We start from the raw sequence: 21,458 nt of genomic DNA on the forward strand, positions 1-21,458 counted from the left end.
ATTGTAATATAAAAACGTGTTTATATTTTTTTGAAAATTACATTAATTAAATGTAATTTGGTAATTAATATCATTTAATAATCATTTTTAATTATAGTATGTAATTTTATTAAATTTTTATAAGATTTTCTTAAAATATATTTAATAAAATTTAAAAGAATTTAGATCTTGTGTCACTGCTTTTAATAAGTGGTTTGATGAAATATGCAATTCTTTTGACTATCCTTGGTCTAATGGTCCACTTGAAGGTACTCATACTAAGATAAAGACTTTAAAGAGAAATTGTTTTGGTATGAAAAACTTCAATTTGTTTAGAAAAAGAATTATGTTTGCTTGTAAGTAATGATGGGAAAACAGGAAAATTCCGCAAAACCCCTAGGAGTTTTGTTTCTATGCTCATTTTTAAAGTTTTTTAGTTGTTTTAGGATTGATAGTTTAATTAGCGTCTAAGTGTTGATTTTTAAATGAAAAGAGAGACTCGAGTTAACGAGTCTCCCCAATATTTGACATAGAGCCAAAAAGAATACTCCCTAAGAAGTATTCTTCAAAAATTATTTTTCTATTTCATGACTTGGACAAGCTGTGTGACAAGAGTCACATCCACAGCCGCATCCATCTTTTTTACTAAAAACTCTTTTTAATGCAAGTGCAAGTGCAAGAATAATTACTAGACCAATAACAATATTAATTGGATTCATACTTTACCACCTCGTCATTTTCCTTGTTTGAAAAATTTTTATTTTCAAGCTTTGACCTATCCTTCCTAAAGAGTAAATATCCGTAGATAAATAATACTACTACTGCAAGACCTGTCATCAGGTTAAAGGATCCGCCTTCGATTACTCTTCCAAATTGGTAAATCATAAAGGCAACTGTGTAAGAGAAAAGTAATTGGTAACCAATTGCTAGTCCAAACCACTTATTTGAACCCATTTCTTCTTTTATTGCTCCCGTTGCTGCAAAGCAAGGAACTGTAAGTTGATTAAAGAAGACAAAGGCAAAGGCTGATGCCACAGAGAATTTAGAAGCTACAAGAGCAACCATGCTGGAATCCTCTGCTCCAACTTCTCCTATACCTGCAAGAACTCCATAAGTTCCTACTACAATTTCTTTGGCAACTAGGCCAAGGATTGTAGCAACACTTGCCATCCAATCTCCAAATCCAAGTGGAGCAAAGATTGGTGCAATAATTTTACCAAATCCTGCTAAAATTGAATCTTCTGGATCTGCATTGAAATCCACGAAGTGTCCATCAAGGGAGATAGATTTTAATAAGAAGACTGCAACTGTTGCAAGAAGGATTACTGTACCTGCCTTAACAATAAAGGCCTTACATCTAAACCAAGTTGCTTTGAAAATATTTCTTGCACTTGGCATATGATATTCAGGAAGTTCCATTACAAAAGGTGCAGGATCTCCTGAGAAGTACTTAGTCTTCTTTAAGATTATACCTGAAACAACTACTGCCATTATCCCTCCGAAGTACCAAATAGGTGCGTACCACCAGCTGCCACCTAAGAAGGCAGCAAACATGGCAATAACATCAAGCTTTGCACCACATGGCATGAAAGAGGCAGTCATTATTGTCATCCTTCTGTCGTTGTCTGACTCAATTGTCCTTGTTCCCATAATGGCAGGAACTGAACAACCTGTTCCCATAAGAATTGGAATGAAAGACTTACCTGATAGACCAAACTTTCTAAATACCCTGTCTAGGATAAAGGCAATTCTTGACATATAACCAATATCTTCAAGGATTGCAATAAATAGGAATAAAACTGCAATTACTGGTAAGAAACCAAGTACAGCCCCAACACCAGCAATAATACCATCAACTAATAGTGATGTTAAAAATTCTGATGTGCCAGCATTTTCCAAAAATCCTCTAAAGTTTTCGCCAATAATTTCTGTGAAGAAAACGTCATTTACCCAGTCAGTCACTGGACCTCCAACGAAGTTAATGGCAATTATATAAACAAGAGTTATAACTCCAACAAAAATTGGGATTGAAAGGAATCTGTTTGTGACTATCCTGTCGATTTTGTCAGAAGTTGTCATTCCCTTTCTTCCCTTTTTCACGGTGTCCTTTGTAACATTCGAAACAAAGTTGTACCTTCCGTCTGTGATAATTCCCTCTCCGTCGTCGTCATACTTTTCTTCAGCTTCTTCTATTATTTCTTCAAGCCTTCTAGTTTCCTTGCCGTAAAGTGGAAACTCTTTCATTATTTTTTCATCTTGCTCAAATAACTTAACTGCAAGCCATCTCTTAGCAGGATTGTCCTTGATAACAGAAAATTCTTCGATTTCTTTTATATATTTTTCTACATCTTCTTCAAACTCTTGATAAGTCATCTTCTTTTGACCTGCAACAGACTTGGCAGTTTCAATTAACTTATCAATGTTTTCATTTTTAAGAGCAGAAATCTCAACAATTTTACAACCAAGATCTTTTTCTAACTTCTTAATGTCAATGAAGTCGTTGTTCTTTCTCACAACATCCATCATGTTTAGGGCAATCACAACAGGGATTCCCAGTTCAAGCAGTTGAGTTGCTAAAAATAAGTTTCTTTCGATATTTGTTGCGTCAACAACATCTATAATTACATCAGGTCTTTCATTTACAAGATAGTCCCTTGATACAACTTCTTCCAAAGTGTAGGGAGAAAGGGAATAAATTCCCGGCAAATCTGTAAAGTGAACTTCTTTATCTTTTTTATACTTACCAGTCTTTTGTTCAACAGTTACCCCTGGCCAGTTACCAACATATTGGTTGGAACCAGTTAAACTGTTGAAAAGCGTGGACTTACCACTATTGGGATTACCGGCAAGTGCAATAGTTATTGCCATCTTAATCCTCCTTTTCTATCTCTTCGACAGAAATCAGTTCAGCATCAGCTCGTCTTAGGCTGAGCTCGTAATTTCTTATATTAATTTGAATAGGGTCACCTAGGGGTGCAACCTTTCTTATGTAAATTTCTGCATTTTTTGTTATACCCATGTCCATAATCCTTCTCTTTAGAGGACCTGTACCATTAATTTTTTTAACTATATAGTATTTTCCCACTACTGCATCTTTTAAAGTTTGCAAGCTTACATCTCCTCTACCATAATTTTTTTCGCTATGTCTTTACCAATTGCAACTCTTGCATCCTTAATGGAAACAATTAAGTTGCCGTCATTTTCATTTACAACTTTTATAACTGCGCCCTTAACAAAACCGAGATTTGCCAGGTGAGACTCTGTTACATCACTGTTCCTAAGAGTCTTAACCCTTAAAATTTTAAAATTTACATTTAAGGGAGCCATTAATAAGCTAAGCATTTGATCACTCGTTTCTAATTTATATAAATTCATTAAACTTAAATCAATATTTGAATTTGATTATCATTTGCTTAATTATTATAACATAGGTAATTGAAAATTTAAATCAATTCCCCAATTTTTTTAAAAAATTGAATATTTTTAAGATTGAGAATATTTTTGATTTCTCTTTCTTATGTTGCCTTGTATATTATAATTTTCTTTTTTTTATTGGCCAATATAATAGAAGAATTTTAATAAGAAAGGCTCGTTTATTTTTTGTTAGATAGTAAATTTTAGTAATTTCTTTAATTTTTATTGCCTGATAAATTTTTATAATCTATTTGAATTCTATTACTTAATAATTTCTTATAGCTTATTTGAACTCTATGGCCTAATGAATTTTTAATTCTAATAGCCTTACTAATACTTGCAGGGCCATAAACTTTTACAAGTTTATAAAAATTTGTGACCTTGTATTTTTTATTAACTCTATAAGCCTTAATAGGTCTATAATTTTTTATAACTTACCTATTATTTAAAGCTCAAACTTTTTTACTGTGTCACTTGTCTTTTCTAAGTCCATAATTGTTTACGACTTCATAATTTTTATATCAAAGAAAATATTCCAATAAAAAAAGACAGCCTCTCGACTGTCAAATTTTTATTATTTTGCTTCTCCATTTAAGGTTCTGTAACTTATCCATCCATTACCTACATTACACCAAGTTCTTCCATCAGCTCTTCTTGTGTCGTAAACGTAAACTGGGTCTCCCTTATGAAGAACATAAGAGATAGTGTAGGCAAATCCTGGCCCACTTCTCACATTGGCCTTGCCTGAGGTTACAAATTGATAAGTGCCAATAAGACTTGATACTTCACGGTTTTGAAGCTTTTTTATTTGAGTTTCTAACTCATCAGCTCTTGCCTTTTGCTTTGTGGCTTCACTTTCTTCTTGAGCCTTCTTTTCGTTGTTTGTCTTTTCAAGATTTATATCTTCAAGCATTTTTTTAAAGTCTGCGTTTTCGGGATCAAGAGCTATATATTCGTTTAACCTATTGATGGCCCCGTCATAATTTTTGCTGGATTTTAACTGATTTATTTCTGCCTTCATTCCAGCGTAGTTCTTTTCAATAAGGGCATCAACTTTTTCTCTTAAGTCATCGTCTTCTTCCACTTGAATATCCTTTAGGTTGGCAAGTGAAGCTTCATAGTCTCTAGCCTCATATTTTTTATTGGCCTTATTTAGAAGGTCTTTATTTTCTAAGATTTTGTCAATATTGTTAATTTCATCTAAGTACTCTTTCTTAGAAGACTTTTCATAAAGTTGGCTAAATTTTTCTCTGGCTTCCTTATAATTTTTGGCCTCAAGATTAGCCCTTGCAGATGCCTCAAGTTTTGAGTATTTGTATTTGCTAAATCCAAAATTAAATATTAGGGAAAAAGCCAATAGTCCAACAACTACTAAGCCAAAAACTAATCCCTTTTGCTTAAGGCTCATGGAGTCATCTTTGAAGGAATTATTATTTACTATTTTATCATGGTCTTCTTCATAATAATCCTGCTTATTTTTTATTATTTCTGTTTTAGAAAAATCACTTTCTTCTCTCAAATCGTGACCACATTCCATACAAAATAAAGCATCTTCCTTATTTTCTTTTCCACAATTTTTGCACTTCATCTTAAACCTCCTAACTATTCTTTTTCGTCATATCATGTTTTAATTTCTTGAGCTTATGAATTATATCTTCATCAAGGGTTGTAACCCTTTCTTCCTTTAGTTTCTTGGCCACGTAGTTCACCTTATTTTTAGAATTATTCACTTCAGCTTCAAGCTCTCTTGCTGAAATCCTAGTTCCACCACGAGATAAAATTATCTGCTGCTCTACATTGTCGCTTGTAGCTACCCGAACATTGGTGAGCTTGCCTATTTCATCAAGTTGCCTCTCAATATAGTGGTCTGCCGTTTCAAATTCCTTGGTAAAGATTACATCAATCCCATCTCTCTTGTAGGTCTTGCCGCCAGATTTTTTCACCAAGTAGGCATCAAAGACTAGGATGATGTGCTCCTTTGTCGTGTGAGAAAATTCAATCATAGTGTCTATTAATTCATTTCTCGCATCTTCAAGAGATACATTTTTTAATTCAATTAAGGATTGCCAAGAATTTATTATATTGTATCCATCGACAAAGAGATAATTTACATCCCTTCTGTACCTACTCTTTCGCCTTCTCATTTTTATACTCTGTTATCTTCTAATCTCATACATGACAATTGCTGCTGCTACTGATGCGTTAAGTGAGTCGAAGTCAGAAAAATTTGGAATAGTTATAATCTTGTCGGAATTTTTCAAAATATTTTTTGAAACTCCCTTGCCCTCGTTGCCTATAACTATAGCTGCCTTGCCAGAGAAGTCGCATTCCCTTATGTCTTCTCCCTCAAGGTCTGTTGCATATATCCAAAAACCTGCTTCCTTTAACTTGTCAATGGATTGAGAAATATTTGAAACCTTGCAGACATCAATATCATAAATTGCTCCAGCAGAAGATTTTACCACAGTGTCATTTACTGTTGCGGCCCTCCTGTTGGGGAAGATTATGGCATCAACCCCAAAGAAGTTGGAACTTCTTGCAATGGCTCCAAAATTGTGAGGATCTTCTATCTTATCTAAGATGAAAATTCTCGCATCTTCCTTGTCTTCCAATTTTCTTATTAGGTCCTCAAGTTCAATATATTCAAAGTCACTTACAAGGGCCACTACTGCTTGGTGGTTTTTTGTGCCAGCAAGTTCTTCTAGCTTTTCATTGTCACTTGTAACTGCAGGGATCCTTGCATCTCTAGCCATGCCAAGGATTTTCTTTATAGATCCACTAGCATTTTTCCCTACATAAATTTTTTCTACTTCTTTATTTTTAATGGCCTCCATAACTGGGCCTCTTCCGTATATATATTTCATTTTAAATTCTTAAACTTCTCTCTAATTTCCTTTGCCTTGCCGCAAGTCATCTTTCCTTCAGGACATGGTCCACTTACACAAGCCGGTCCTTGGTCCCTAAATAATAGTGGGGCAACTTCTTTTACTTCTTTTAGCATTTCTGTTGCAAGTTCTCTTATTTCCCATTGGGCCCTTTCACAACATCTCACTGTGAAGAAGTGTCTTAGAGTCCTAACATTCATTGTGACAACAATTTTTGTCTCACAAGCATTAGGGAAGACATACCTTGCATCTTCTATGGACATTTTTTCCACAGACTTCCTTGCCTTGGCTTCATCCATTCCTTCCTCTATTAAAGGTCTTGCATTTTCTTCTACTAATATGTCAACTAACTTGTCGTAGTCCTCTTGATCCCTCTTCATTGCCTCTATAAAAACTTTTTTTGCTTCCTCATTTTTTTCTATTTGAGGTGGAATAATATATTCAAAGGAATCAAGCTTTACATACCTTTGGGATTGTTGTGAATAGGAGGCAAGTCTGTGTCTTACAAGTTGATGAGTAAGGGTCCTTGAAACTCCTTCTATTGCAAAGGTAAAGCTAACGTGTTCTAGTGGAGATAAGTGAGAAAAAGACATAAGTCTATCTAAAAACTTTTCTGTAGATTCCTCTGTCAAATTTTCTGTAATCTCTTCAACACCAACTCTTGAATAGCAAAGTTTTGCAGCTGCAGCAATGGTCTTGTCTGGATCCATTGTGTGCGAAATAATTTTTACCTTCATCCTATCATCTCCTTAAATAAGTCCCTAATCCTATCGTATCTCTTTAAGAGGTAGAGATAGCCATAAAGGGCCTCAACTCCAGTTGCAATCCTGTAGTCAATTGGATCTGCGTTCTTTGGCACTGTGTGAGACTTGGCATTTCGTCCCCTCTTAAAAATCCTATATTCATCTTCTGTCAAGAGGTCTTCTATTTTTTCAAAAAGCTCTCTTTGGCCCTTGGCCCTGACATATTTTATGCTTTCCCTGTGAAGCTTGTTGGGGTTCTTTCTCAAATCTAGGATTTCACTCCTGACTAAGATTTCAAAACAAGCATCACCTATGTAAGCTAGGGCAAGGGGACTTAGTTCCCTTACCTCAGCTTCACTATAATTTTTAACTTCTAAAAAATTTAAATTCTCTTCCAAGTTGTTCCACTTCTCGTATCTTCTATTTCAATGCCCATGTTCTTCAACTCATCACGAATTTCATCAGCCCTAGCGAAGTCCTTGTTCTTCCTAGCCTCATTTCTTTCCTTGATAAGTTCTTCTATATCATTTGATATTTCTTCTCTTTCTTCTTCCATAATTCCAAGAACCTTAGTTAGTTTCTTTAAAAGCTCTAAGGATTTTTCTAGGATTTCTTTGGAAGAATTTTCGTCTAAGTTTAAGTTAATGTCCTTAACTAAGTCAAAGATTGCTGTAATTGCATCAGCTGTATTTAGGTCGTCTTCCATAGCTGATTCAAATTTTTCAATATGCTTGTCATAACCCTTTAATAAGGCTTCTTCATCTTCTGTCATTTTTTCTACAGAAGTTTTTTCTATAGCATCTTCAAGCTTGTACTTTGCGTTGTAAAGTCTCTTGCTTGAATTTTTTGTCTGTTCCATTACTTCTCTTGAGAAATTAATTGGTGAACGGTATTGAGTTGTCAAAAGGAAAAATCTCAAGACTTCTAGGTCAAACTCTTGGGAGATTTCCCTAACTGTGAAGAAGTTGCCCTTAGATTTTGACATCTTTTCATTATCAACAGTTATCATTCCATTGTGAAGCCAGTAGTTGGCGAAGGGAACGTCGTTGCAAGTTTCTGATTGAGCAATTTCATTTTCATGGTGAGGGAATTGTAGGTCCTCGCCACCTGTGTGGATGTCTATGTTGTCGCCAATAATAGTCTTGGCCATTACAGAACACTCGATGTGCCAGCCAGGTCTCCCTTCTCCCCAAGGTGCTTTCCAGAAGGGTTCTCCTTCTTTTTTATTCTTCCAAAGGGCAAAGTCTTGCGGATTTTTCTTATTATCATTTACATCAACCCTGTGGCCAGAGATTAGGTCTTCAAGATTTTTTCTTGAAAGTTTTCCATAGTCCTTGGCGTGACTAATGTCAAAGTAAACATCACCATTGGACACATAAGCTGCACCCTTGTCTACAAGAGTTTGAATAAAATCAATAATTTCATCAATGTGTTCAGTCGCCCTTGGATTTATAGTTTCATAGTCATAAAGGTGGAGGCCACCTGCATCCTTTTTAAATTCTTTTATATATCTTTCGGCAATATCAGAAACCTTAACACCTTCATCATTTGCCTTGTTAATCATCTTGTCGTCAATATCTGTGAAGTTAACTACAAACTTAACCTTCATCCCCTTGTAGTCAAAGTACCTTCTCAAGGTATCAAATACAACAAGAGGTCTTGCGTTACCAACGTGAATAAAGTTGTAAACAGTTGGGCCACAGTTGTAGATTCCAACTTCGCCCTCCTTAATTGGCACAAAGTCTTCTTTTTTTCTCGTTAGAGTATTGTATAATTTCATAAATCCTCCTATAAAAAAACGCCTCATTTGAGACGATTATATACCTCTGAAAAATTTTTCGTAGTAATCAAGTCCAATAAAAGTTTTGTCTTCAACCATTTTTTGAATCTTTTCCACGCTGGCTATGTCAACATCCATAACCTCTTCCTCCTGCATGACTATTTCATCAAGAGAAACATTTTTACGCACTAGAAAAATATAAAATATTGTGTTTTTTTCAGTGATTATCCTCTTGAGCTTGAGCTCATCTTCTCTTATATCGATGCCAAGCTCTTCCTTAAATTCACGTACCATGCCCTCTTTGGGAGTCTCTCTAGATATAACAGACCCACCTGCAGAGCAATACCACATGCCAGCAAAGGATTTTTTGCTAAGAGACCTTCTCTGGATAATAAAATTTCCATCATCTCTTAAAATCCAACCCTCAACTATAAGGTGGTAATCACTATTTCTAAGACGCTGTCCTTTTCTTATGACCCGTCTCTTCCATTTTCCATTTTTATCATATACATCCCAATATTCCACGACAAAACTCCTCATAGTTATTTTACACTATTTAGGCTTGTTTTTAAAGATTATGAAGACTTTATTTAAGTAAAATCTGCTCTCTTATTAAGAATATTTTTGCAAAATAAAAAAGTGGAATTTTTCATCCACTTAATCTTAAATATTTTTTAAAGACTTATAATCAAATCCTTTTCTATATTCTACAAAAGTCCCATCTTCTTTATAGACATAATCTCTTAGGGTTTTTTCTACAAGTCTTATATTAAATTTTTCATCTTTGGAATTATAAATTTCCTTTACATAAATATCTGTATCAGAAAATTTTAATTTTCTCTCAGCCTTTACCATTGCAAGAAGAGAGTTTTGTAAATGTTCTTTAAAAATTATAAATCTTGCCTTTGTTGAAAATTTTGAGTTTTCATTGTCTAAAAAACATTCAAAAACAAAGTACTCATCTTCCCAATATCCAAAAACCTCATCCTTTTCCTCGCTCATTGTAAAATCATCTAGACTATCAACTATGTCGACGAAAAGTTCTCCTGTCTCATCATCATGAGAAAGTATGTATTTCCTTTTTTTTAATTCTAAATCTTTTACACAATCTTTTTCGATAACTTTTAAATTTTTCATGCTCTAACAATCCTTTTTGAAAAGATTTCTAAGGTATATCTAGAAGCAAGGTATCCAATAAAATATATTACAATTGTGACTATAAGAGTTGGAATAATTCCTGCTTGGACAAATCTAGATTGTGGTACAAAAATTTTTACTATAAAAAAGGAAGTCCACACGCCAAAAGCACTTTTTGTTGGTACTGAATAGTATATATTTCTGTCCTTATTATAATTTTTAAAGACTATTAAGGTTAAAATATCACTTAAGACTCCGCTCGCTAGTCCAGCCAAGGCTCCAAAGACAGAAAACCTAAGCATATAAATGGCATAGCACAAGGAAATTAAGGACACAGTTCCAATTTTTCTAGTTTTTAAAATTGTTGCTGTATATATAAAGGCAAAGGCTGGCGCTGTCGTAAGCACTCTTGATGATGGTATTGGTAAACTCAAGGATATTGTATAAAGAATTTTACCAACAACAATCATAATGGCCAGAGAAAGGCCCATTAAAACCCAATCTTTCACTCTAAATTTTTTCATCTAATCACCTAAAACACAATAATTATCAAATTCTAAATAATCTCCAGTGTTTGCAAAAGCCCTGGCCCTACATCCACCACAAATATTATTAAAATTACAAGTTCTACACCTTCCCTTATAGGATGAAGGATCCCTAAGTTTTTTAAAGACTTCGCTATTATTCCAAATATTATAAAAAGAATCTTCTTTTACATTGCCGGCCTCTACTTCTGCATAGGGACAGATATTTACCCTGCCATCGTAGACCAAGCTGCAATAACTTGTACCTGCAATACAAGACTTTTTAACTCTTGGGTCTAAATTTAATTTTTTAGCCAAGACAGTTGATTGGGGTGCACAAGTTGGCTTTATAAATAAGTCTGACTCATACTCCAAAACTTTTTTAATAGCTTCTGTGTACTCTTCCTTTGTTAGGTAAACATTTTCTAAGTTTTTCCCCCTGCCTGTCATAACTAAGAATAGAACATGGACTGAAGATGCTCCCAGCTCACTTGCAAAATCTAAAAGACTCTCTATTTCCTTCAAATTAATTTTAGAGATAGTGGTGTTAATCTGAAACTTAACCTCATTTTCCTTTAAAATCTCTATGCCTCTCATGGTTTCATCAAAGGCCCCCTCGTATCCCCTAAAGGAATCGTGAACATTTTTGTCCCTTGAGTCTATAGAAATAGCAACTGATCTTATATATTTTTTTATAAGTCCTATGTTGTCTTCATTTATAAGGGTCCCATTAGTGCCCAAGCAAGTATAAAGTCCTAGGCTAGAAGCAAATTCTGCAAGTTCAAAAATATCCTCTCTCATTAGTGGTTCTCCACCACTTAATTTGAGCATATTAAAGCCAGCTTTTTTTATATCCCTAAAGACTTCCTTTGCCTCTTCAGTAGATAACTCATCTGACAAATCCACATCTTCTTTAGAATTCCTATAGCAGTGTTCACAGTAGAGGTTGCATTTTTTTGTAACATTATAAGATACAATTTTCATTTTTCTTATAACCTCCTAAAGAAATTGCCTCATAAAAGAGGCAATTCCAATATTATTTAATTTATTTTCTTATCAAAGTAGATATGGGTCATCTTCCCAAGCAATTAATGTTGTTGGGTCTTCGGCATTTGTATCTCTTCCTTCAGGTGGAAGGTCTTTTGCAGATTCTGGTTCAGCAGGATCTGTTGGATAATTTAGGTCAGCATCTCTTGCATTTAATTTTTCCCATTCTTCACGAGATTTTGGCGCCTTCATTTCTAAATCAACTGTATCTATATCAATTCCAAGTGCCTTTGCAACTCCCTTTCCATATTCTGGGTCAGCTGCATAGCAGTTTCTAATATATCTGTGCTTGATTTGCATAGTTGAGTCGCCCATATTTCTTGCAGTATTTTCAAATAAAACTAATTTTTGCTCATCAGTCATCCTGTTGAAAAGCATACCTGGTTGAGTGAAGTAGTCGCTATCGTCTGCCCTGTAGTCATATCTCTTAGTTTCTCCACCCTTGTCATGTGGTATTTCTAGATCTGGATGATCTTGCCAGCCACCGTAAGAGTTTGGTCTGTAGTGGAGTTCTGCGCCCTTGTTGCCGTCTACTCTCATTTGTCCATCTCTGTGGTAGTCATGAGGATTCTTCACACCTTGTGGTGAGTTAACAGGAATTTGGTGGTGGTTAACTCCAAGTCTATATCTTTGGGCATCTGAATAGAAGAAGGCCCTAGCTTGAAGAACCCTATCTGGTGAAAGTGCGATTCCTGGCACAATATTTGCCGGTGAAAAGGCAACTTGTTCAACATCTTGGAAGAAGTTGTCTGGATATTTATTTAAAACATATTCTCCTACAGGAATTAGTGGATAGTCTTCCTTTAGCCACATCTTTGTTAGGTCGAAAGGATTTGTTGGGTGCTTTTCAGCTTGTTCTTCTGTCATAACTTGGATGTACATCTTCCACTTTGGATAGTTGCCATTTTCAATAGCTTCATATAGGTCACGTCCAGAAGATTCCCTGTCCTTACCATTTACCATTTCAGCTTCTTGGTCAGTGTAGTTTAGGATACCTTGTTGGCTTCTAAAGTGGAACTTAACCCAAACTCTTGTGCCTTCTTCGTTATACATGGAGTAAGTGTGTGAACCAAATCCGTGCATATACCTAAAGGAAGAAGGAATACCCCTGTCACTATTTATTATAGTCGTTTGTAGTAGTGATTCTGGTAGTGATGACCAGTAGTCAAAGTTTGTATTAGGAGATCTAAGGTGAGACTTAGGGTCTCTCTTAACTGCGTGGTTTAAATCGATAAACTTCATTGGGTCTCTAAAGAAGAAGACAGGTGTGTTGTTACCAACTACGTCCCAGTTACCATCTTCTGTATAAAATCTAACTGCAAAACCACGAATGTCACGTTCTGCATCAGCTGCACCACGTTCACCAGCAACAGTTGACATTCTTGAGAAGACCTTGCACTTGTTTCCAACCTTGCTAAAAATTTTGGCCTTAGTGTATTTTGTGATGTCATGAGTTACTGTGAATTCACCCCAGGCACCCCAGCCCTTGGCGTGCATCCTTCTTTCAGGAATAACTTCCCTGTTGAAGTGAGCATGCTTTTCAAATAACCAAAGGTCTTGGACTGAAAGGTGACCATCCATACCTGCAGTCATGGAGTCTTCGTCGTTGTCGACTAGTTGTCCACCTGCACGTCTTAATTCTGGATCATCAACATTTTGATTCCTACTAGGTATTGGGTCCCCTGATTTATTTTTTGCTGTTGGGTCCATTTTTTTCTTGTCGTCTGCCATTATTTACCTCCTTAAAAGTTAAAAGTTTAAGTACTTATTCAGTTAACACTTACCCAATTTTATCTTCTCTATTCTATTAAGTAAGTAGTAAATTTTATTTATATATTAAAATTTTTAAAAAAACTCATTTTTGACAAAGCACAAGATTTTCCTATAGACTATTAAGGTATGAAAATTTTTAGAAAAGGAGAATTAATATGAAAAAAGAAATTTTAAAAGAACACTTTGTATATTTTTTGTCCTTAGGATTATTATCTGTACTTGTTTTACTTGGAATTATAATACCAGAACCCTTCCAAAGACTTACAGAATTTTTAAGAGATAAGATTACAGTAAATTTTGGTTGGTTTTATCTTTTATTGGTGACTGGAATTTTGATTTTCTGTGTCTTCTTAATCCTAAGTCCCATAGGACAAATTAGGTTGGGAAGTCCTAACTCAGAACCAGAGCACGACTCCATGTCTTGGATTGCCATGATGTTCTCTGCAGGAATGGGAATTGGACTTGTCTTCTACGGAGCAGCCGAACCCCTAAGTCACTTCGCAGTGATGACACCTCTTGCACCAAAGGGAAGTCAAGAAGCCTTAGCCGATGCCTTTAGGTTTACCTTCTTCCATTGGGGTATCCATGCCTGGGCAGTCTATGCCATTATTGGACTGGCTCTTGCCTACTTTGGCTTTAGGAAGCAAGAAAAATATCTACTCTCAGTTACACTTAAACCCCTTCTTGGTGACCGTGCCAATGGATGGATAGGTAAGGTGATTGACACCATAACAATCGTAGCTACTGTGATAGGTGTTGCCACAACTCTTGGCTTTGGAGCCATGCAAATTAATGGCGGTCTATCCTATCTTTTTGGAATTCCAAATAACATTGTGACTCAAACAATAATAATCGTGATAACTACGGCCCTTTTCGTAATGTCTGCCATGTCAGGCCTTGGCAAAGGAGTGAAAATTCTTTCTAATGTCAACTTGATCTTGGCCATAGGTCTTCTTGCAGTTGCCATAGTTGTTGGACCAACAGTAAGGATCTTTGACAACATGACAGATTCAATTGGAGCCTATCTCCAAAACTTCTTTAGGATGAGCTTTAGATCAGCTGCCTTTGATGGGACTAAGCGTGGTTGGATAAATTCTTGGACAATTTTCTACTGGGCTTGGTGGATCTCTTGGTCACCCTTTGTTGGAGTTTTCATTGCGAGAATTTCTAAAGGAAGAACAATTCGTGAATTCTTGACAGTTGTCCTTCTAATTCCAACTCTACTTAGTATCCTTTGGTTCTCAACTTTTGGAACTCTATCAACTAGCTTGCAGGATGCTGGAATAAATCTTTCAGAATTTGCCACAGAAGAAGTTCTCTTTGCGACATTTAATAATTATCTTGGAGGAAACATCCTATCCTTCATAGCAATAATTTTGGTCTCAACATTTTTTATAACTTCAGCAGACTCCGCCACTTACGTCTTGGCAATGCTGTCTGAAAATGGAAACCTCCTTCCATCAAATAGGAAGAAGGTTATTTGGGGAATACTTCTTTCAGCAATAGCCATTGTTTTATTATTTTCCGGTGGTCTTGCAGCCCTTGAAAATACACTTATAATTGTTGCCCTTCCCTTCTCAGTGGTTATGATCTTTGTTATGATTTCCCTCTTGAAGGAATTAAACCACGAGAAGAAGAAAATGGGACTAAAGATAAGGCCAGAGACATTGCCAGAAGAAGGAGAACCCTTCAAATCCTATGACGATTGATAATTTATTTAGTTCATTTCTCAATAATTAAATAAATAACATTATGAGAGCAAAAAGACACCTTCATTTTTATTGAAGATGTCTTTTATTTTGCTATAATGAAAGCAAGAGGTGGTAATTTGGATTTTCAAAGAGTATTTTTAATTGTATTTTTATTGGGATTTATTTCTATAAATTTTATTCTGCCAAGATTTAATAAAAGAATAGATGAGTTAGATACAATTGCAACAAATATTCAGTTTACCTGTATGTTGTTTGCCTTGCTCTTAGATCAAAATATAATCTATTACATAATTTTACTTCTTGGGCTTCATATTAACACCTACAATAGTAAGGTCAAAAGTCTTAAACCAATCTTTCTTGAACTTATCATTGTAATTATCTTGCCCCTACTTACTATTTTTGATTTAGGCAGCTTTGGTCCTTCTTCTGTATTTTACTTAACAAGACCTACTGATATTTATCTAGGACTCCTAATTACTGGACTTGTTTTCTTCTTAAACCTATATAAGTTTTCAAAGCTTGAAGCTGTTAATAAAAATATTTCATTAGCTTTCTTTTACTTAATTTAATTCTCTATGCCGAAAATTATTTTTTGATTTTTGAGTCTTTAAAATAAAAATTTTATAAAAAAAAATGCTGCTTGTAATTATTATTTACAAACAGCATTTTTTTGTCTTTTTAATTTTTTCCTATTCAAGTGAATAATAAATTTGGAATCAAAAAGGCAGCTTAATTTCATTGAAGATGTCTTTTTTTTAACGACCGCCACCGCCGCCTCCACCGAAGGATCCTCCTCCGCCTCCTACGGAAGTCGCTCCTCCAACTCCTGCGTTGGCAAAACCAGATCCACTTTGATAAGATTGGTTTAATTTTTTGGAGAAATTTCTCGTTGCTAATATGTGTGTATTGTAAAGTGCATAGTTATTGACATAAGCTGGATATGCCTTTGCTCCTTCTACAAACTCCTTGTCCAAGAAGAAGATTGATGAATAAATTAGATATTCTTCCCACTTTTCAAAGTCAACTTCTTCTGTAACTTGGTCAAGATTGTCTTTTAAATAATTTTTAAATTTAATTAGGTTTTCGTAGAGAACCTTGCCCTTTTCAGTAACTCTTAATTCCTTGCCAGTCCTTCTTGATCCTAGGAATTTCTTTTCATAAGTGTAGTCTTCAAGGTATCCTCCCTCTCTTAGATTTCTAATGGAAGAAGTTTCAAATTCTTCGTAATAATTTTCCATTTCTTTTCTATGTTTTCTCACATATTTTTTGAAGCCTTTTGCTGTGATGTATTCCTCATCATTTTCTTCTTTGGCTGCAAAAATCATTTCAAATAATTCTTCTTCCATTGGTCCCATGTTTTCAGGACTTTTCAAAATTTTTATCTTGTTGTCGGCATAGCCCTTGCCCTCTTCTATAAATTCAATAGATCCTTCAAGGCTCCATTTCAAAATAAAGGCGTTGATATAATTGCCAACTAGGTCACTTGTAACAAGGTAGGCTTGACCTATGAAGTAATACAAGTCTTCCATTGGTCCATCATAGGGTAGGTCCTTGTAGTACTCTCCCTTTAAGTCCTTAATTGTTGGAAGTTCTTTTTTATTTTGGATTTTTCTCTTGTTAAAGGATAGGCTTACAGCTCTTGCTACAAAATAAATTACTGCCGCTACTCCTGCAAAGACTCCTCCAAGTGCAGCTTTTTCTCCCCTAGACATAGGTTTTTGGTAGGCCTGACCTTCATTGTTTTCCCAGTCTGAACCCTTGGCTGCTATGTTGGCATAGTCATTAAAATTTTTGTCGATCTTGTAAGCAGTGTTGAAGTAGCCCTTTGGAAATTTTAGCATGACTGTTGCATAATCAACATAATCTGTTGATTTCATTTGGATTACGCCATCTACATTGTGAATTTCGCCCTCAAGACCAAAACCCCACATTTCTACATCTTTAAAGTCTTCAAAACCCCTGATGTTAATTTCGATATTCTCTGGCTTTGGGTCAAAGTTACCACCCACGAAATTAAAGAAAACCATGTCAGCATCATTTAGTCCCACAACAAGGGGATTTATTGTGTAGGACAAGTTGTAGGTGTTATCCTTAAATTCACTTATCCCCCAAGTGAGTTCAACTTGGCCCTCCTTGTCAATCCTTCCATAGTGGTAGGCCTTGTCCTCAAAGGACTGGTCAATATCCCAAGGATTTTTTTCTGTGAAGTCTCTTCCAAGGGCATTGACAGAAAAATTTTCAATCTTTATGCCTTGCAAGTTTTCGATCCTCTTGTATCTCTCTGTGTAATCTTTGTTGTCTTCATTTATTTGCCAAACTTCCTTTACCTTGGCAACTCCATCTTTATCTATGTCCGCATCAATTTTTATAGTTTTAAAATCTTCTGCAAATACAAGTACAGGTAGGAGGACAAATAAAATTGTGAGTTTAAATAAATTTTTTATTTTCATGTCACAGCTCCTTTATCTTTTCTAACTTTAGGATATAACTTTTCTTAGCAAACTTCAATTTTGCCTTTAATAAAATCTCTGTTACTAAATTCTAAGAATTATTTACCTTTATTCTTTCTTTACCCTAAAATGTTAATTTTTTATACATTAAGTTCTTTAAAAAGTTTTTTAAAATTTTTAATAATTATTTATATGATTTTAAAGAAAATTTTAATCTTTTAAATATATCCATCTTATTTATAAAATCTTTTACATTCAACTTCTCTTAATTTTTTATTTATAACTGGTAAACAATTTTATAATAATTTTCATAAAAAAAAAAGAAGCTACCAAAGAGGTAACTTCTAAAAATTTATAATTCTTTAAGATATTTCTTTAATAATTTGTATGAAGCTTCTTCATCAACAGTAGAAATTAGTCCAGCTGATGACAGGATATAATCCTTATCTAAATAACACTTTACGTCCCTGTTAATTAGATATTTCTCATCTAAGTCCCTAATGGCTGATAGGATCTTCTTTGGATCATCAGAGTTGATGAGTGATCCTCCAGTTCCAATAAACATCTCTGCCGGTCTCAAATCTTTTCCATACTGTTCATAAATGGTTCTAGTAGGTGTCTTAATTTTTTTTATGTGGCCAACGTGTCTCATAAGTGTAGTATGAGTTGCTATATAACACAAGGCATTGTCAAAGAAGAGGTCCTCTTCATTGTCTGGAATGTAGTTAGTATGGTTAAAGCGAAATTCAGTTTTTTCCTTCGCATCTTTTATTCCAAACTTTAGGAAGGGTTCATCGCCAACTGACTCATAAAGAGCAGTAGCAGAATACCTCATACCCATATCGCCTTCCACAGTTCTCTTTTCATAGGGCTCATCAATAGGAGGTGAGATGACATTTTCTTCTCCATAATAAGTTTTCCCTATGGAATGGATGTCCGTAGTTGCCCCGCCAATGTCTACAGATAATATAACCTTATCCAAGTGTTTGGCATAGACAGACATGGCCTTTTGAACTGCAGCTGGAGTTGGCAAGAGTATTTCAAAATCTTGGCTTAGTAAATCAATCCCCTTGGCATGGGCAATTGTCTTAATAAAAAGATCTCCAATTGTCTTTCTAAGAGGCCTGTAATTTATTGTGTTTGTCGTTGGCATTACATTTTCAGTGAAGTCACAAGGGACATCAGCCTTGTTAAAGATGTCCCTTATTTCTTCATGAGTATCAATGTTTCCTGCCACAACTACAGGTGTCTTAACAGAACCCTTTGCAAGTTTCTTTGCATTGTAGATTATGTTGTCCCTGTTGCCGTGGTCAGTTCCACCACATAAGACTATGATATCGGCGCCAGCAGATTTTATTTCTTCCACTTGCTCATCCTTGAGTTCGTAGGAATAAACATCTAAAATCCTAGCACCACTTGATAATGACGCAAGTCTTGCAGCGTCAGTAGTGAGGCTTTTTGAAAAACCAATAGCTATAACCTTTAGTCCTCCTGATGCTGAAGAGCAACCTAAAATTTTATCATATTTAACATCAGAGATTTCCCTTAGCTTTTTGTAAGCCTTGTTAAAGCCCTCTCTAACGTCAGTCTCCACAGTAGTATAACTTGAAGCACCTGCCAAAATTACATTTTTACTTGTATCCACTAAATGCAACTTTGTATAAGTTGATCCAACATCGACTAAAAGATAAATCATGCTAATTTTTCATCTACCACTTTCATAATTTCTGCGTGATTCTTTTCAACAATCTTTCTTGTAGCATCCATTTTTTCTTCAAGTTCGTGTCTGTAATCTTGATCCTTAAGTGAGTTAAGGTTGATGATTACATTTAAGAATGCTCCGTGAACTGCAGCTTCAATGTTTAATAGAGCTACTGCTACGTCAGTGATTGCATTAGAGTTACCTTTTTCAGCAAGTTCTCTTGCATAGTCATATAATTCAGTAACTTTCATTCCAAGTCCAAGAGGTACTTCAATTGCATTTCTGTATCCTTCTTGAATTTTTTCTGATCTTGCAGCCTTTTCTTCTTCAGTTTCCTTTGGAAGTTTCATAGCGTCCATAACTCCGTTGAAAGAGTTTGCGTCTTTGTCGATTCCATCAACAAATTCGTCCTTGTATTTTACAAGTTCAGCTTGAATTTCTTCCATTCTGTCAGAAACGTCCATATATTTTTTCTTGCCAACAGTTAAACCTGCAACCATTGCAAGTAGTGAAGCTGCCATTGATGCGTTTAGTGCAGCAATAGATCCACCACCAGGTGCTGGTGAATCTGAAGCAGTTTCGTCTGCGAATTCTACTATATTTAAATCTTTAAGCATTTTTCCTCCTGTGAATTAGAATAATCCTGTGATAACGCCGTCGTTATCAATATCCATCTTGTTAGCAGCTGGTACTTTTGGAAGTCCTGGCATAACCATGATGTTAGATGTTTGAACAACTATGAAGCCTGCTCCTGCAGAAACTCTTACATCTTGAATTTCAATATCAAAGTCTGTAGGTGCTCCAACTATATTCTTATCATCAGTGAATGAGAATTGTGTCTTAGCAATACAGATAGGAAGTTTGTCAAGACCCATTTCTTCAAGTTTCTTAACTTGTTTTTTAGCAGCTGTTGTAAAGTTAGCTTGTCTACCTCTGTAGATTTCTTTAACAATTGTGTTTACTTTATCAACAATGCTGTCATTTTCATCATAAAGTGGCTTGAAGTTAGTTTTTTCTTCATCAATAAGTTCAACAACTTTATGTGCAAGATCTTCAGCACCTTCGCCACCCTTAGCGAAACATTCACAAAGTGAAATCTTAACTCCTAATTCAGCACAAAGTTCTTCTAATTTTGCAATTTCTCCTTCAGTATCGTCTGCAAATCTGTTAATTGCAACAATTGCTGGAACTCCAAATTTTCTAACATTTTCAACGTGACGTCTTAAGTTAGCAAACCCTTTTTCAAGAGCTTCGATATTTTCAGCTTTTAATTCTTTTTTATCTACTCCACCGTGCATCTTAAGAGCTCTAATTGTAGCAACAATTACAACTGCATCTGGAGCAAGACCAGCTTTTCTACATTTAATGTCCATGAATTTTTCAGCACCTAAGTCAGCACCGAATCCAGCTTCTGTAACTGCATAATCACTTGTAGCAAGTGCAAGTTTAGTAGCTAGGATTGAGTTACATCCATGAGCAATGTTAGCGAAAGGTCCACCGTGAATAAATGCTGGTGTATTTTCAAGAGTTTGTACCATATTTGGTTTTAATGCATCTTTAAGAAGCATTGCTACTGCACCTTGGATTTCAAGATCAGCAACTGTTACTGGATTACCATCAAGATTATATCCTATAACCATCTTAGCTATTCTGTTCTTTAAGTCTTCGATGCTTTCTGCTAGACAAAGAACTGCCATGATTTCAGAAGCTACTGTTATCATGAAGTGGTCTTCTCTTGGGAATCCATCAGCTTTTTTACCAAGAGAAATAACAACATTTCTAAGAGATCTGTCGTTCATGTCGATAACTCTCTTCCAAGTGATTTGTCTAGAGTCAATTCTTAAAGCATTTCCTTGGTGGATGTGGTTATCAATACAAGCTGAAATAAGATTATTTGCAGCTGTCATTGCGTGAAGGTCTCCTGTGAAGTGAAGGTTAATATCTTCCATAGGAACTACTTGTGAGTATCCACCACCTGCAGCTCCACCCTTAACACCAAATACTGGTCCAAGAGATGGTTCACGAAGTGCTACGGCAGATTTCTTTCCAATTCTATTAAGACCTTGAGTAAGACCAATAGAAACTGTTGACTTACCTTCACCTGCTGGTGTTGGAGAAATAGCAGAAACAAGAATTAATTTACCATTTTCATTGTTTTCTTCAATTCTCTTAATTGCATCCCAAGAAATCTTAGTTTTATATTTACCATATTGTTCAAGATCGTCTTTTTCAAATCCTATTTTTGCAGCTACCTCTTCAATAGGTAACATTGTAGCTTCGTCAGCTATTTGTATATCTGTTTTAAATCCCAT

At 35.3% G+C, this 21,458-nt stretch carries 21 protein-coding genes and 1 pseudogene; 3 read left to right on the plus strand and 19 right to left on the minus strand.

The genetic code is table 11. The features are described 5' to 3' along the window. Nucleotides 1-160: 160 nt before the first annotated feature. Nucleotides 161-343: pseudogene (locus DRZ96_RS11960) on the plus strand (transposase); the annotation flags it as partial. A gap of 208 nt (nt 344-551) precedes the next feature. On the opposite strand, the gene DRZ96_RS02250 reads toward DRZ96_RS11960, so the two are convergent. The 15 genes from DRZ96_RS02250 to DRZ96_RS02320 form a co-directional block, all read right to left on the minus strand. Continuing rightward, nucleotides 552-698, minus strand: a complete 147-nt coding sequence (locus DRZ96_RS02250; protein ID WP_112889408.1) for a FeoB-associated Cys-rich membrane protein — start codon at nt 696-698, stop codon at nt 552-554. After that, the gene (feoB, locus tag DRZ96_RS02255) at nt 685-2,847 is read right to left on the minus strand and encodes a ferrous iron transport protein B (protein ID WP_112889409.1); all 2,163 of its coding nucleotides are present in this window, start codon (nt 2,845-2,847) and stop codon (nt 685-687) included. Before feoB ends, DRZ96_RS02250 begins: the two co-directional genes overlap by 14 nt. Nucleotide 2,848: 1 nt before the next feature. Beyond that, entirely contained in the window at nt 2,849-3,088 is a 240-nt protein-coding gene (locus tag DRZ96_RS02260) for a FeoA family protein (RefSeq protein ID WP_112889410.1), read from the minus strand. Nucleotides 3,089-3,090: 2 nt separating this feature from the next. After that, complete coding sequence (locus DRZ96_RS02265; RefSeq protein ID WP_112889411.1) at nt 3,091-3,321, minus strand: FeoA family protein; 231 nt, start codon at nt 3,319-3,321, stop codon at nt 3,091-3,093. Nucleotides 3,322-3,967: 646 nt separating this feature from the next. After that, nucleotides 3,968-4,981: a zinc-ribbon domain-containing protein gene (locus DRZ96_RS02270; protein WP_112889412.1), complete on the minus strand. Its 1,014-nt coding sequence runs from the start codon at nt 4,979-4,981 to the stop codon at nt 3,968-3,970. Between the two features lie 10 nt (nt 4,982-4,991). Continuing rightward, a complete protein-coding gene (locus DRZ96_RS02275) occupies nt 4,992-5,537 on the minus strand; it encodes an NYN domain-containing protein (protein WP_112889413.1) in 546 nt (181 codons plus the stop codon). A gap of 12 nt (nt 5,538-5,549) precedes the next feature. Beyond that, nucleotides 5,550-6,257 (minus strand): 23S rRNA (guanosine(2251)-2'-O)-methyltransferase RlmB, encoded by a 708-nt coding sequence (gene rlmB, locus DRZ96_RS02280; protein WP_112889414.1) that lies wholly within the window; start codon nt 6,255-6,257, stop codon nt 5,550-5,552. Beyond that, nucleotides 6,254-7,015, minus strand: a complete 762-nt coding sequence (gene thyX / locus DRZ96_RS02285) for an FAD-dependent thymidylate synthase (protein ID WP_112889415.1) — start codon at nt 7,013-7,015, stop codon at nt 6,254-6,256. The genes rlmB and thyX overlap by 4 nt, the downstream gene beginning before the upstream one ends. After that, the gene (locus DRZ96_RS02290) at nt 7,012-7,419 is read right to left on the minus strand and encodes a Mini-ribonuclease 3 (RefSeq protein ID WP_112889416.1); all 408 of its coding nucleotides are present in this window, start codon (nt 7,417-7,419) and stop codon (nt 7,012-7,014) included. Before DRZ96_RS02290 ends, thyX begins: the two co-directional genes overlap by 4 nt. Beyond that, on the minus strand, nt 7,404-8,801 hold the full coding sequence (gene cysS / locus DRZ96_RS02295) for a cysteine--tRNA ligase (RefSeq protein WP_112889417.1): 1,398 nt from the start codon (nt 8,799-8,801) through the stop codon (nt 7,404-7,406). Before cysS ends, DRZ96_RS02290 begins: the two co-directional genes overlap by 16 nt. Before the next feature lie 36 nt (nt 8,802-8,837). Continuing rightward, nucleotides 8,838-9,326, minus strand: coding sequence for an NUDIX hydrolase (locus DRZ96_RS02300; protein WP_112889418.1), 489 nt, complete (start codon nt 9,324-9,326; stop codon nt 8,838-8,840). A gap of 138 nt (nt 9,327-9,464) precedes the next feature. Continuing rightward, nucleotides 9,465-9,938 carry a staygreen family protein gene (locus tag DRZ96_RS02305; RefSeq protein ID WP_112889419.1) on the minus strand — a complete coding sequence of 158 codons (474 nt, stop codon included), beginning with the start codon at nt 9,936-9,938 and terminating at the stop codon, nt 9,465-9,467. Next, nucleotides 9,935-10,462 (minus strand): hypothetical protein, encoded by a 528-nt coding sequence (locus DRZ96_RS02310; protein WP_112889420.1) that lies wholly within the window; start codon nt 10,460-10,462, stop codon nt 9,935-9,937. Before DRZ96_RS02310 ends, DRZ96_RS02305 begins: the two co-directional genes overlap by 4 nt. Further along, complete coding sequence (locus tag DRZ96_RS02315) at nt 10,463-11,446, minus strand: radical SAM/SPASM domain-containing protein (protein WP_112889421.1); 984 nt, start codon at nt 11,444-11,446, stop codon at nt 10,463-10,465. It abuts the gene before it with no gap. A 72-nt stretch (nt 11,447-11,518) separates the two neighbouring features. After that, the gene (locus DRZ96_RS02320) at nt 11,519-13,240 is read right to left on the minus strand and encodes a catalase (protein WP_112889422.1); all 1,722 of its coding nucleotides are present in this window, start codon (nt 13,238-13,240) and stop codon (nt 11,519-11,521) included. Between the two features lie 197 nt (nt 13,241-13,437). Between DRZ96_RS02320 and DRZ96_RS02325 the strand changes: the two genes are divergently transcribed. After that, nucleotides 13,438-14,991: a BCCT family transporter gene (locus DRZ96_RS02325; protein WP_112889423.1), complete on the plus strand. Its 1,554-nt coding sequence runs from the start codon at nt 13,438-13,440 to the stop codon at nt 14,989-14,991. Between the two features lie 119 nt (nt 14,992-15,110). Further along, a complete protein-coding gene (locus DRZ96_RS02330; protein WP_112889424.1) occupies nt 15,111-15,563 on the plus strand; it encodes a hypothetical protein in 453 nt (150 codons plus the stop codon). A 186-nt stretch (nt 15,564-15,749) separates the two neighbouring features. On the opposite strand, the gene DRZ96_RS02335 is transcribed toward DRZ96_RS02330, so the two are convergent. From DRZ96_RS02335 to DRZ96_RS02350, 4 genes are all read right to left on the minus strand, one after another. Continuing rightward, nucleotides 15,750-17,444, minus strand: coding sequence for a DUF2207 domain-containing protein (locus tag DRZ96_RS02335; RefSeq protein WP_112889425.1), 1,695 nt, complete (start codon nt 17,442-17,444; stop codon nt 15,750-15,752). A 352-nt stretch (nt 17,445-17,796) separates the two neighbouring features. Continuing rightward, complete coding sequence (gene glmL, locus DRZ96_RS02340) at nt 17,797-19,140, minus strand: methylaspartate mutase accessory protein GlmL (RefSeq protein WP_112889426.1); 1,344 nt, start codon at nt 19,138-19,140, stop codon at nt 17,797-17,799. Further along, nucleotides 19,137-19,763 (minus strand): cyclodeaminase/cyclohydrolase family protein, encoded by a 627-nt coding sequence (locus DRZ96_RS02345; RefSeq protein WP_112889427.1) that lies wholly within the window; start codon nt 19,761-19,763, stop codon nt 19,137-19,139. The genes glmL and DRZ96_RS02345 overlap by 4 nt, the downstream gene beginning before the upstream one ends. A 15-nt stretch (nt 19,764-19,778) precedes the next feature. After that, on the minus strand, nt 19,779-21,458 hold the full coding sequence (locus DRZ96_RS02350) for a formate--tetrahydrofolate ligase (protein ID WP_112889428.1): 1,680 nt from the start codon (nt 21,456-21,458) through the stop codon (nt 19,779-19,781).

This window comes from Peptoniphilus harei (assembly GCF_900454685.1).
Taxonomy (GTDB): domain Bacteria; phylum Bacillota; class Clostridia; order Tissierellales; family Peptoniphilaceae; genus Peptoniphilus_A; species Peptoniphilus_A harei.